The sequence below is a fragment of the Chryseobacterium oleae genome (genome assembly GCF_900115055.1).
Classification (GTDB): Bacteria; Bacteroidota; Bacteroidia; order Flavobacteriales; family Weeksellaceae; genus Chryseobacterium; species Chryseobacterium oleae.
Genome location: NZ_FOVD01000006.1, coordinates 1 through 13,546 on the forward strand (window position 1 = coordinate 1; position 13,546 = coordinate 13,546).

10 protein-coding genes are annotated in these 13,546 nt (G+C 38.0%); 6 read left to right on the forward strand and 4 right to left on the reverse strand.

The annotated features are described in order from the left end of the window. Nucleotides 1–231 precede the first annotated feature (231 nt). Together BM143_RS17230 and BM143_RS17235 are read right to left on the reverse strand one after the other, a co-directional pair. Nucleotides 232–1,629, reverse strand: coding sequence for a M949_1556 family lipoprotein (locus BM143_RS17230; RefSeq protein WP_090025844.1), 1,398 nt, complete (start codon nucleotides 1,627–1,629; stop codon nucleotides 232–234). Nucleotides 1,630–1,649: 20 nt separating this feature from the next. Further along, a complete protein-coding gene (locus BM143_RS17235; RefSeq protein WP_090025846.1) occupies nucleotides 1,650–4,526 on the reverse strand; it encodes a carboxypeptidase-like regulatory domain-containing protein in 2,877 nt (958 codons plus the stop codon). A 246-nt stretch (nucleotides 4,527–4,772) separates the two neighbouring features. Between BM143_RS17235 and BM143_RS17240 the strand changes: the two genes are divergently transcribed. Both BM143_RS17240 and BM143_RS17245 read left to right on the forward strand, forming a co-directional pair. Next, nucleotides 4,773–5,960, forward strand: coding sequence for an endonuclease/exonuclease/phosphatase family protein (locus tag BM143_RS17240; RefSeq protein WP_090025848.1), 1,188 nt, complete (start codon nucleotides 4,773–4,775; stop codon nucleotides 5,958–5,960). Between the two features lie 54 nt (nucleotides 5,961–6,014). After that, nucleotides 6,015–6,434, forward strand: a complete 420-nt coding sequence (locus tag BM143_RS17245) for a DUF6146 family protein (protein ID WP_090025850.1) — start codon at nucleotides 6,015–6,017, stop codon at nucleotides 6,432–6,434. Between the two features lie 94 nt (nucleotides 6,435–6,528). On the opposite strand, the gene BM143_RS17250 is transcribed toward BM143_RS17245, so the two are convergent. Further along, on the reverse strand, nucleotides 6,529–7,125 hold the full coding sequence (locus BM143_RS17250) for a superoxide dismutase (RefSeq protein ID WP_034724027.1): 597 nt from the start codon (nucleotides 7,123–7,125) through the stop codon (nucleotides 6,529–6,531). A gap of 343 nt (nucleotides 7,126–7,468) precedes the next feature. After that, nucleotides 7,469–9,331 carry a transcription termination factor Rho gene (gene rho / locus BM143_RS17255; RefSeq protein ID WP_090025852.1) on the reverse strand — a complete coding sequence of 621 codons (1,863 nt, stop codon included), beginning with the start codon at nucleotides 9,329–9,331 and terminating at the stop codon, nucleotides 7,469–7,471. A gap of 145 nt (nucleotides 9,332–9,476) precedes the next feature. On the opposite strand from rho, the gene BM143_RS17260 reads away from it, so the two are divergent. The 4 genes from BM143_RS17260 (at nucleotide 9,477) to BM143_RS17275 (ending at nucleotide 13,516) form a co-directional block, all read left to right on the forward strand. Next, nucleotides 9,477–9,866 (forward strand): DUF4293 domain-containing protein, encoded by a 390-nt coding sequence (locus BM143_RS17260; protein ID WP_047450796.1) that lies wholly within the window; start codon nucleotides 9,477–9,479, stop codon nucleotides 9,864–9,866. Between the two features lie 334 nt (nucleotides 9,867–10,200). Beyond that, nucleotides 10,201–11,121, forward strand: a complete 921-nt coding sequence (locus tag BM143_RS17265) for a M28 family peptidase (RefSeq protein WP_090025854.1) — start codon at nucleotides 10,201–10,203, stop codon at nucleotides 11,119–11,121. A gap of 188 nt (nucleotides 11,122–11,309) precedes the next feature. Beyond that, nucleotides 11,310–13,142: an ABC transporter ATP-binding protein gene (locus BM143_RS17270; protein WP_090025856.1), complete on the forward strand. Its 1,833-nt coding sequence runs from the start codon at nucleotides 11,310–11,312 to the stop codon at nucleotides 13,140–13,142. A 26-nt stretch (nucleotides 13,143–13,168) separates the two neighbouring features. After that, on the forward strand, nucleotides 13,169–13,516 hold the full coding sequence (locus BM143_RS17275) for a DUF1801 domain-containing protein (protein ID WP_090025858.1): 348 nt from the start codon (nucleotides 13,169–13,171) through the stop codon (nucleotides 13,514–13,516). The last annotated feature ends 30 nt before the right edge of the window (nucleotides 13,517–13,546 follow it).

The following is a 13,546-nucleotide window of genomic DNA, read 5'->3' on the forward strand; positions in this document are numbered from 1 at the left end:
AGTACCAACAAGGTTTCTATCTTTTTCCTATTGCTTTTTCCAATGATTAATATTCCAAAGATATTTTAACTTTTTTAAGAGCGTTATCCTAATAACAAACTTATCACAAGGATAAATAAAAAATATCAGGATTTAAATAACTTCAAATTTCATGATCATTATAAAAATCATGACTAAAAAAAAAAGGCCGTCTCCTAAAAGACGGCCTGTATTTAAAATATCAGATTTTGATTATTGAACCTGAATATTATCTAACTGAATCGTAGTGGTAACACCTGTAGATGCTCCTGTATATTCAAATAAAATAAATCCGTTACCCGTTAATCCGGCAGGCAGCGTATAAGTTCCCGCAGGAGCTAGCGTACCATAATTAACAGCCGGAGCCTGTGGAATTGTAAATGCAGACGTAATATCTGTTTTAGTAGCTGTTGTAATATCTCCGAGCGGAGTATAGTTGGTCGTGTAATATACTTTTAAAGCATTACCATTCCAGAATCCAACGTTTACGTCAAATTTCACTGTATTGGCTGCTGTAAAGTCAACAGGTACCGCAAAATAAGTTAAATAGTTTCCAGAACCGGAATTAGCTCCCAACTGGATATATTTATTATTGCTAAACGTTTTTAACTGCCAGTATCTGTTTCCTAACACCGCATCATTTACATATTTAGGATATATTTCCAGGTTGGTAGGCGTCAGAGAATAGCTTTCAAAGTTTTCAAGGAATGCCCCTGAATAAGCAATCTCAGTACCTCCTTTAGGCGGCGTTGCATCTACTCTTGTTCCTGTGAAGTTGATATCAGATAAGCTTCTGATCAGCATCTGCCATGTAGAATTATATCTGCTTACTACGAAAGTAACCGTACCGTTTCCTTTTGGTACAAGTTCACCTCCACTCTTGAAGAATCCTGAGTTTCTGATTACTGCTGAACCTCCTAATTTATCTTCAATGTTTCTGTCTGTATCCAAACCTTGGTTTCCGGCATCATAATCAAGATATTTTTTCTGAACCGGGAAGATTTCACCGATACCGAATTGTACATCAGATACAGTAACTAACGTGTTGATCAGGTTAGCCTGCTTTGCATCGTTTAATGAATTAAGCTTTGTAGGGACAAGTGTCTGGATATCCAAACCGTTTCCTGAACATACTCCGGAAACATATCTTCCTACAAGAGCCTGAGGAATTCTACCGATCGCGAAGTTCGGATCTTCAGAACCTAATTTAATAGAACCTCTGTCTAAACCTAAACGCAATCCTTTAGCATTAATTCTGATGTGTGCACCTACCGGGAAATCTGCAAAGTTACTTGCTTTATCCACCTCGATCTGAAGACCTACGGTAGGGTTTACCGTTTTATCCTGGAAAGAGATGGTTTTGTAGAAATTTCCCTGAGCATCAGAAGAAACGATATAACCGTCGAAAATCTGATCTGTAGTAATTAATTTATATCCTGTAGCAGGAGCCTGAGCCGAAAAATCTGCCATTGAAATGTTTGGCGCTTCGAACTTATTGGAACAGGCGATCGGGGGAGTTTCCCAATCATCATTCTTTACACAAGAAGACACTGCAGACAGTACACCTACTGCTACGAATGTCGTTTTGAAAAAGTTAGTGAAATTATTCATTGTTATTTTTTTATTTTTTATTAGAATCTGAATTGTAAGTTAACAAAGTACGAACGTCCCTGAGTATACCAGTATTTCGGTCCGAAAGAAGGTGTAGGACTGTAATAATCCGCAGCAAAATCTTTCGCTTTCGTTTCTCTCGTTTGCTCAAAGCCTCCTGTAATGAATCTCTTGTTGTTTAAGATGTTATTCACAGAAGCAGTTAATAATATGTAATACTTTCCAATCATGAATGATTTCCCTGCATTGGCATTTAAGAAAAATGCAGAAGGAAGTTGTACAGGCTTCAGCATATCACGTACATCACCATCGGTAAGACCCAGGTAAGGCGTACTTGAATAAGGGTTCTGAATAAAGTTATTCGTTCTTAAAGCCGGAGCCGGATCCAGATAATTGTTATCAAAATAGTTCCAGTTGGCTCCTACCCACCAGTATTTCGGGTTGTTGTAACGGAAACCTAAAGAGAAAGCACGCTGAGGAGTTCCTCCCTGCTTATAATCTTTTAAATAGGCCTTTCCGAAAGAAGTTACGCTACTTCCTGAAGCATCAGAAACCAGATAAACTTCCGGGTTGTTTCTGTACAAATACTCACCTAAGCTGGCAAGACCCTGTAAAGATAAAGTAGGAAGAACTTTAAGGTCAACCCCTAATTCAACCCCCATATTTCTTTTCTCTACGTTGGACATTACCTGAGTAACGAATGCACTCTGTACCTGAGAAACAGATCCGTCCGGATTTGTGCTGCTCAGCTGAATTCCGTCTGCAAAGAATCTCTGTACATTGGTTTCATTCTGAGTATCTACAATAAACCCTGATGCTCTTAATTTAAGGAAAGGTGTATTGATCACATAGCTTAAATCATTCGCCGTATATACTGTACTTCTGATATTAGGGTTAACAAGTGCATTAATTCTTGGATTGATGAACAAGTCTTCCAGGAATGGTGCCTGATTGTACATCGCTCCGTTATACACTAAGAAGTTACGTCCGTTGATACGGTAAACAATCTGTCCTTTCAGACCAAAGTTCCAGAAATTGTAATCTTTGCTTTTCCCGTAAGAGTTGTCATATAAATAATGCTTGAAAAGACCTTCTCTGTTTGAAGTAGAATATCCTGCCATAGCAGAAACAAATACGTCAAAATTACCTGTAGAGAATTTAAGTCCCGGATTTACTTTTGCCTCCTGTCTTGTCAGGATATAGTTGTAAGTCATACGGTCTCCTTCTTTCAGCTGAACGTTGGAATCTAACGTATTATACAATCCTGAAGAACCAGGTTTTGCAGATTCTTTAAACGGATCTACACCGATAGCGTAATCACCTCCTAAAAGATCTTTCAGTTCACGGTAAAGCTCAGATTTGTAGTTCTGATAAGATACGTTCATGATAAACTTCGTACGGTCGTTAAAGTTGTACGTGTAATGTGTACCCGCATTGAAGATCTTATCGTCACTTACGTCATCTACCAGATATATTTTGGAACGTTTTCCGGATATTCCGTACAAACGGGCCATTTCAGCCTGATCTGCAGCATCCACCTTTTGGTTGTTCGCATAGATCTGTCCCCAGTTAAGCTGAGTAACATTAGGATCTCCGTTCTGCCAGCTTGACAAACTTGTATTGTAAGCATCAATCAGAGTTCCATACTGTGTAGGATCTGGCTGTGTATTGTTGGTAGCATTGTAAATAATGCTGTTGATATAGTAACTTGGTAAGTTTCTGTAGTAGGTAGGAGAAGGATTGGTAACCCCATTCCAGTCTAAACGGGAACCTTTATCTTTTCCAAACTGGTAAGATGCAGTTGTCCAAAGACTAGATTTTTTATTAATTTTCCAGAAGTCCTGAATCTGGAAAAGCGGCTGGAATCCTCTTCGAACTCTTTCACTTCTCTTTTCTCCATCCTGCCATCCCCAGTACGAGTTGTAATGCACCCCTCTGTAGTCATACACTTCCTGAGTATTCGGGCTGGATGTAGATCTTCTGTAAGGCGCACCGATCGCGTTGAATGTAATCGTATGGCTGTCGCTGAATTTCTTTTCAACTCCAAGGTAAGCTCCGTAAGCATCGTAGAAAGTTCCTTCCTGGATTCCTTCATCAGCCCATCTTCTGGCTCCCATTGCAGTGAACGCCCATCCTTTCTTGCTCATTCCTGAGGTATATCGTAAAGATGTTCTGTTTCTGTAGTTTCTGTTCGTTAAGGATTGTGTAAACTGGAATCCTTTTCTATACTCACTTGCTTTTGTGTTTTTGTAAACCACAGAGCTGTTTCCACCAAAAGCATATTCAGATGGAGAGTGGTTGGACGCGATTTCCGGATATCTCGTGATCTCGTTTAGCCCACCCCAGTTACTGAAGTCAACATTACCATTATCAGATTTTACCATGGAAACACCGTTCAGCATAGATTCACCAGTTCTTCCATCGATACCTCTTGGGCGGAACCAGTAAAACCCTAAATCAAACGCAGCAATTCTACTGAATACATCCATTGATGATTGTAGCAAACCTACTGTGGAAGCTTGTCCACTGCTGTTGCTGTCATCATCATCATTGTCTATAATAGCTAAGCCTTGATCTGCGCTTGTAAGATTAGAATACAGGGTAATGATACCCAGATCCTTTTTTTTCTCATCGGCTACGTCAAACTCCATCATTTTGGTTTCGAAGTTTGGTTTCGTAATCATAATTTGATAATGGCCCGGCTGCAGGTCTACAAACTGGAAATATCCAATTTTATCAGCCGTTACATCATTCTCACTCCCTTTAAGATCTACTTCTGCCCTTTCAATAGGCTTTCCTTCGGCATCCTTAAGATACGCAAACACAGTGGTCTGCGCAAAATAGAATGAAGCAGGAAGTAAAGTAAATAAAGAGACTAATGATAGTTTTTTAATCATGAGTATATTTATTTTTTTTAATACTTTTCTTATTAGTTTTCAACCGTTTAAAAGTTGGGGGCACAAATTTAGTCAAAATTTGGAATTTCCAACTTTTTTAACATTATTTTTTCTTAACATTGCAAGCTTTTATGATTCATTATATAAGAGACTTATTTTATATTGTTTTAAATTTACAAATATTTAAAATGGAGTGAATTAAAAAAAGGTAAATTTGTCGTTTAAATAATTTTAATACTCTAGAGGATGAAGAGATTTATGAGTTTTATGGCCATCGTTTTTTCGATAATGGCTTTTGGACAACAGGGCAAGCTTAGAAAAGTGGCTGCTGTTGGTTTTTTGAATGTTGAAAACCTTTGGGACACTATACGTTCTGCAGATTATATAGATGGGACTAAAGATATCCATAATCCGGCTTTCCATAGAAGTATACCCTTAGATTCCATCAAATTTTTAGAAGCTGAAAAGCATGACGGACCTTGGAGCGACAGCGCTTTAAAGGGTAAGAAAGCAGTAAGATACCAAAGCGGTTCTGAAGAATTCACCCCAAGCAGCGGTAAAAACTATAATACTAAAATCTACAAAGCAAAACTAGCCAACGAAGCCAAAGTAATTGCCGAACTGGGTGCACAGTATACCAAAACAGCTCCTGCCGTGGTAGGACTTATCGAAGTAGAAAACAGACAGGTGATCGAAGATCTTGTGAAACAGCCTGCTCTTGCCAAATATGATTACGGAATCGTACACTACAACTCTTATGACTACAGAGGAATTGATGTAGCACTGATCTATCAGAAAAGAAGATTTACGGTAACCAACTCTTTAAAGAAAGAACTGAAAGTATTCGGTGATGACGGGAAAAGAGAATACACCAGAGATATTTTGGTAGTAACCGGTTTCCTTGACAATGAAAAAGTGGCATTCTTCATGAATCACTGGCCTTCAAGAAGAGGCGGTGAAGCCGTTTCATTACCGAAGAGAAATGCAGCAGCAGCTTTACTGAAGCAGCAAATGGACAGCATCAGAACAGCAGATCCTACGACAAAGCTTTTTGCCATGGGTGATTTCAATGATGACCCAGTAAGTTCAAGTTTAAAAAATTATCTAAAAGCGGCAGCAAGCCCTAAAGATTTAAGCGAAACGACGCCTTACCTAAATTTAATGTATCCTTTATATAAGAAAGGTATTGCTTCACTGGCTTATCAGGATGCCCCTAACCTTTTTGACCAGATTATCGTTTCCAAGAATTTGGTTTCGGATCAGGTAACTAAAGAATATTCAGTGTACAAAGCAGAAATCTTTGCTCCCCCATATCTGGTGAACAAAGAAGGAAACTATAAAGGCTACCCTTTCAGATCCTGGAACGGAGACCAGTTTACAGGAGGATACAGTGACCACTTCCCGGCATTTGTCATTCTTCAGAAAGAACCATAAAAATTAACTTAGGCACTCATTTTGAGTGCTTATTTTTTATACAAATGTTTTATTATGAAAAATATAATCACCCTACTTCTCTTTGTACTGATTCCTTTCAGCTGTTTTTCCCAGGACACTCCTAAAAAAGGGGAAGAGAAGTCTGAAATGAAACCGTCTAAAAATGATGATGGAGAGTGGGATCTCACGGTAATCGACACCCAGTTTGATTACTTTTTAAATGCGGTAGCCAAACCGATGAACCAATATTCGGAATCTTATCTGAAAACAAAAAACACATTTCTGGTTACTGAATGGAATTCTTATTATAACTCAGGAAAATACCGAAATATCATAGAATCCGGCATAGATTACGATCCTAGAGAGAACTACGGAATTAAATTTGAATACAAGCTGTACCAGGTTTTTGCCTATGTAAGCTGGAAATACGGATTGAAGATGAACGGCCTTTCTCCAAGTGATGCTACTAGATAATTTAAAAATTAAGCGGATTAAGAGATTAAGATCGTAACAATAAAAAAGGTTCAGAATAAATTCTGAACCTTTTTACTTTTATAATAGCTGAAAATTATTTGTTGAATAATTCCTCTACTTTATCCCAGTTTACTACGCTGAAAAACGCTGCTACATAGTCAGGTCTTCTGTTTTGGTAGTTTAAATAGTAAGCGTGCTCCCAAACGTCTAATCCAAGAACCGGAGTTCCTTTCACGTCTGCAACAGGCATTAACGGGTTGTCCTGGTTTGGAGTAGAAGAAACAGATACAGATCCATCTGCATTTTTCACTAACCAAGCCCATCCTGAACCGAATCTTGTTTTAGCAGCGTCAGAAAAATCATTTTTGAATTTTTCAAGACCTCCGTAAGCTTCAATAGCAGCTTTTACGTTTCCTACAGGTTCGTTGCTTCCGCCCGGCGTTAAAATTTCCCAGAATAAAGAGTGGTTGAAGTGTCCTCCACCATTGTTTCTTACTGCTGGCTTATCAGTTCCTGTCTGGCAGATCTCTTCGATCGTTTTACCTGCTAGTTCAGTTCCTTCGATGGCTTTATTTAAATTGTCAATATAAGCCTGGTGATGTTTTGTATGGTGGATTTCCATAGTTTTAGCATCAATAGTAGGCTCCAATGCATCGTATGCATATCCTAATTTAGGTAATTCAAATGACATAATTTTTATTTTTAATGTTATATCCAAATTTAGCCAATATTTAAGCGATTATCAAATACTGGGCATTACTTTAATAAATCTTTAACATTGATATATTGATTTAGAATGAATTAATTTTTATAGAAAGGAAGCAGGAAGTCGGAAGAGGGAGGTTATCGCAGTCTAAAATAGATCTCAAAGCATTTTTTGAGTTGATGAAAAAACAAATTTACAATCTTACCCCCTTTAAAAACCCTTAAACCCTATTACACTCCTACTCTCAAACTCAAAACGCTCCAACTTCAATAAAAAAGCACGAAAATCCGCTGATCTCCGTGCTTTTTTTAACAACAATTAAATTAATCTATTTATTCATAGACATCAGGAATTCTTCGTTATTTAAAGTTCCTCTGATGTTTTTGTTTACAAATTCCATTGCTTCTACAGGATTCATCTCAGAAAGGTATTTTCTGAAGATCCACATTCTCTGCGAAGTTACTTCGTCTAAGAGAAGGTCATCTCTACGTGTGCTTGAAGAGACAAGATCAATCGCAGGATAAATTCTTCTGTTGGCAATTTTTCTATCTAACTGAAGTTCCATGTTACCCGTTCCTTTGAATTCTTCAAAGATCACTTCGTCCATTTTAGAACCTGTGTCGATAAGTGCCGTAGCAATAATGGTTAATGAACCACCCCCTTCAATTTTTCTGGCTGCCCCGAAAAATCTTTTCGGTTTGTGAAGTGCATTGGCATCTACCCCACCGGAAAGTACTTTTCCTGATGCTGGTGTCACCGTGTTGTATGCCCTTGCTAATCTCGTAATAGAGTCAAGAAGGATCACTACATCATGTCCGCATTCTACCATTCTCTGAGCTTTTGCTAAAACAAGGTTAGCCACTTTTACGTGCTTATCCGCTGCTTCATCAAATGTAGAGGCAATAACCTCTGCATTTACACTTCTTTCCATATCAGTAACTTCTTCAGGACGTTCGTCGATCAGAAGGACCATCATATATACTTCAGGGTGATTGGCTGCAATAGAGTTGGCAATATCTTTAAGCAACATCGTTTTACCCGTTTTAGGCTGGGCTACGATCATGGCTCTCTGTCCTTTCCCGATCGGTGCAAAAAGATCTACAATTCTTGTTGAAAGTGTAGATCCGTTTCCGGTAAGATTGAATTTTTCTTCAGGGAAAAGCGGCGTTAAATATTCAAATGCCACACGGTCTTTGATGAACGCAAGATCACGTCCGTTTACTTCCGTAGGCTTTAGTAATGAAAAATATTTTTCTCCTTCTTTTGGAAGTCTTACAATTCCTTTAACGGTATCTCCGGTTTTAAGACCGAAATTTCTGATCTGTGCTGTAGAAACATACACGTCATCAGGAGAAGATATATAACTGAAATCAGATGAACGAAGGAATCCGTAGTTATCCGGAAGGATTTCCAAAACCCCTTCAATACTTACCATTCCATCGAAACTGAATTCTTTTCTGTGTTCAGAATGATGTTCCTCATTTCTGTCAGCGTGTTGTCTTTGCTGATTTTGATTTGGGTTCTGGTGTTGTTGGTTAGGATGATTTTGGTTCTGACCCTGATTCTGGTTTTGATGCTGATTAGGGTTTTTATTTTGGTTTCCGCTGTTTTGCGGATTGTTTTGTCTTTGTTGGGATCTGGCCTGATTTTGAGGAGTATTAGGCTTTTCTTCAGATGGAGCAGATTCTTGAGGTTCTGCAGTTTTAGGAGCTTCTGCTCTTTCCTGTGGAGTTTCTGTATTGCCAGTATTATTGGCGACTACTCTTTTTCTTTTTTTCTTGGCTTGTGCCTGATTGTTTTCTTCAGGAGTGGAAACTGTTTCAGCTTTCGGCTCTTCCTGTTTTGGTTCTTCAGCAGCCGGCACCTTTTCTTCTACTTTCTCTTCAATCTGGGGTTTTTCTTCAGTTGGTGCTTTTACTTCTGCTCTCGGTTTGGCAGGTTGTCTTTTAGGCGCTGCTTTTTTTACAGGAGCCTTAGCAGGTTTGTCTGCCGGTTTTTCTTCAGTATCCATGCTGGTTTCTGTGGCGTTGAAATAATCTTTTGCAACTTTAGGGTTAGAAGCCTGAAAGTCAAGAACGGCAAAGATCTTATCATTATCATTGCTGTTTCTAGCAACTTTAACGCCTAAATCTTTTAAGATTTTAGTCAGTTCCGTTACGGATTTTGACCTTAACGTTTCTATGTTAAACATACTTAATGTAAAAATGTAATTAATTGTGAGTAAGAAAAGTAAGTCCGGTGACTTTTGTTTTCAAGTACATATGTATAATGCAAATCTACACTAATTTTTGAATTGTGCAAAATTTATGTTATTTTTGCCAGGTATTTAATAATCAATGTTACAGAGAATACAGACTATATGGACTCTTTTGGCGGTTTTGGCTGCTGTTTCCCTTTTCGTTACAGGACAGGATGTTGACGTTTTCGGCAATATTCCGGTGATTGATATCAGTTGTATTGCGCTTGTTTTGGCAGGTGCATTAAGTATTTTCAGTTTCAAAAACAGAAAAAGACAAATTATGCTGAATACGTTCAGCATCGTTATAAACGCTTTGTTGATTGGTGTATTGGCGTACTGGTTACTAAACTTATCCGGAGGAATTCAGATTCCTGAGAAGGGTATTGAGCCGGTTTTCCCATTGATCGCGATCATATGTCTGCTTATCGCAAACGTATTGATCCGCAGAGATGAGAGGCTCGTAAAATCTGTAGACCGACTTCGATAGCCTTACAACGATTTTTTGAGTGAGAACAGTTCCGAAAGGAGCTGTTTTTTTGTAGTCATTATATAAATTATTTTGATTTTCATAATTAAATTGACACACACTTCGACTCCGCTCAGTGTGACATAACGAATCATAGGGTGTTTTATAAAATATTATCGGTCTGAGTATCAACTGAAAGTCTGGAAAATGTTTTAAAAATTAAATGATTTACTTAATTTCGCATGACATCTTAAGTTTTTTAATGGTTGAAATGCATTCCTGTCTGATTAATTTATACCATTTCGTGCAACATTTCCGTTAAGAATACGACTGATCTTATTAAATTGTATCTATAATGAAAAAACTAACCTACCTTGCCCTGTCCTTTTGCTCTGTATTTACGCTGGCACAGGAAGTTTCCAAAGAAAGAGTAACCACCATCCTTTCCACACTGGCTTCAGACGAAATGAAAGGCCGTGAGATCGGAACTCCGGAAAATGACAAGGCAGCAGAATATATTGCAAAGCTTTTTAAAGAAAATAAACTTGAATACTGTACCGGGAATTCCTACCTGATTCCTTTTGAATATGAAGGAAAGAAAGTCTACAATGTATGCGGGATCAAAAAAGGAAAAACGGATAAGTATCTGGGATTCTCAGGTCATTTCGATCACATCGGGACGAGTGATAAAACCGGAGATAATATCTATAATGGCGCAGATGATGACGCAAGCGGAATTGCCACTTTAGCAGGTATTGCCGATTATTTTAAAAACAAAAAATCTGAATTCTCAATGGTCTTCATGGCCTTTAATGGTGAAGAAAAAGGAATGCTGGGATCCAAAGCGATTTCTACGGATGCTAATTTGGATAAGATCTATAATAATATGACCGCTCTTTTCAATTTTGAAATGGTCGCTACAGAATCTCAGTTCGGGAAAAATGCTCTTTTTATGACGGGTGACGAGTTTTCAGATTTTGATGAACTCTTTAATCAATATGCAGCGAACGGATTAAAAATTAACCCGGACCCTTACGCAGCACAAAAATTATTCTACAGATCGGACAATGTAAGTTTTGTGAAGAAGAAAATTATCGCACATTCATTTTCTACGGTTGATATGACAAAAGCTTCGCATTATCATAATGAAAGTGATGATGTGAGTGTGGTGGATTTTGATAATTTAACGGGGATTATCAACAATGTGGGAAAAACTCTTGAAAAATTAAACCCTCAGAATTTTGCTCCAAAATATAATGACAAAGTAAAATTTTAAAGAAATACAATCATAAAACCGCCGGAATGGCGGTTTTTTATTTAGCTTATATCCCATTAATGATATAAAATTAAACAAACGTTTGTAACAAAATGGGAACGATTGAAACATATTAATTAAAGTAAAACAGGATTAAGAACGTCTTTTCCTTTAATTTTACGTAATTTTGCTATCCAATTTTTCATTGAATGAAACCATTACAAAGAATACTTTATTTCGCGAAACCGCATCAAAAATACCTTTTCGGAAGTATGTTTTTCAATATTCTGTACTCCTTACTCAATATCTTATCGGTAGGAACCATGCTTCCTATTTTGGGATTAATGTTCGGTACCATTGAAAAACAGGCTAAAGAACCGGTATGGAGCGGAGCTTTCGGTGACTATTTCAATTATATAAAAGATAAAGCGTACTATTTTGTACAGATACAGATAGACCAGCATGGTGCTGTTTATGTATTGGCTGTTCTTTGTGCCATCACCGGGGTTTCATTTTTACTGAGAAATATTTTCAGATATATCGGATCTTTCCTATTGGTGAATTACCGTGTAGGAATTACAAAGGATCTTCGTACGGCGATGTATAATAAGTTTCTTCAGCTTCCTGTTTCCTTCTTTACAGAACAGAGAAAGGGAGATATGATGTCCAGAATTTCCAATGACATCGGAGGTGTGGAAGGTGGAATTATGGGGGTTTTGGTAGATATTATCAATGCTCCGTTTATGATCGTCTCTTCACTGATCGCCCTATTTTTACTGTCTCCTCAGCTTACCTTGTTCTCACTGCTTGTTTTCCCGATTATGGGCTGGCTGATTTCATGGACCGGGAAAAGTTTGAAAAAACAGGCTCATTTTGCTCAGGCTGAACTTGGAAATCTTTTCTCATTGGTAGACGAAACATTGAAATCGTCTAAAGTCATCAAGATCTTCAACGCAGATAAGATCCTTAAAAACAGATTCAACGAAACAACCACCAACTGGCAGAACTACGCGATCGATATGAGCAGAAGAAGAGAATTGGCCTCTCCTATGAGCGAATTCCTTGGTTCTATCACCATTCTTATCATCACCTGGTATGCGGGAACACAAATTTTAGAAGATCAGACCATGAAGCCTCAGGCTTTCTTAGTGTTCATCGGAATGTTCTTCCAGATTCTTGACCCTGCGAAAAAACTTTCCAGTGCAATTTCTTCTATTCAGGGAGGTATGGCAAGTTTGGAAAGAGTAGCTGAAGTTCTTGATTATGATTTAAAAGTTGAAGAAATTGCAGAACCTATTTCTATCTCTACCTTAAGCAACCAGATCGAATTCAAAAACATTGGATTCTATTACGATAAAGATAATGTGATCCTTAAAAACTTCTCACTCATCATTCCGAAAGGAAAAACCATCGCCCTTGTAGGCCAGAGTGGAAGTGGAAAAACGACTATCGCCAACCTTTTGGCAAGATTCTATGATGTGAATGAAGGTCAGATTTTAATTGACGGAGTTGACATTAAACATTTAAAATTAAAAGAATACCGTCAGCTTCTCGGGATGGTAACTCAGGAATCTGTACTGTTCAATGATTCAGTATATAACAATATCCTGATGGGTAAACCTGATGCTACCAAAGAAGAAGTAGTTGAGGCCGCAAAAATTGCCAATGCTGATCATTTTATTTCGAATCTTCCTGATGGCTACAACTCTAATATCGGTGACGATGGAAATAAACTTTCCGGAGGTCAGAAACAGAGGGTTTCAATCGCCAGAGCGGTATTGAAAAACCCACCGGTAATGATCCTTGATGAAGCTACTTCTGCACTGGACACGGAATCAGAAAGATTTGTTCAGGATGCCTTAGATAAAATGATGGAAAACAGAACATCCCTGGTGATTGCCCACAGACTTTCAACTATTCAGAAAGCAGACTGGATCGTAGTAATGGAGAAAGGAATTGTAGTAGAACAAGGAACACACCACGATCTTATTGCTAAGAAAGGCATGTACCACAAGCTGGTAGAGCTGCAAAATTTTGACTAATCGTTTATTGAATTAAATTCATTTAAATGAATCCCATACAAGAGTACTTCTACAGAATCAACGAGCCTGAAAGAAGTACTCTTTTGTTTTTACGGAAAAAGATTCTAGAATCTGATACGGAACACATCACGGAAACACTGAGTTTCGGACTCCCCTTCTTTAAGTATAAAAAGAAAATGCTGTGCTATCTTTACTACAGCAAAAAGTACAAACAGCATTACGTTAGTTTCTATCATGGAGACAGACTTGACCATCCACTCCTGATTCAGGACGGCAGAAAGAAGTTTAAAATCCTTCTGATTGACATGGAAGAGGATTTGCCCGTTGAAACTATTTTGGAACTGACAGAAGAGGTTAAAAAGCATATAAAATAAAAGCTGCGGCATGGTTTCACCATGCCGCAG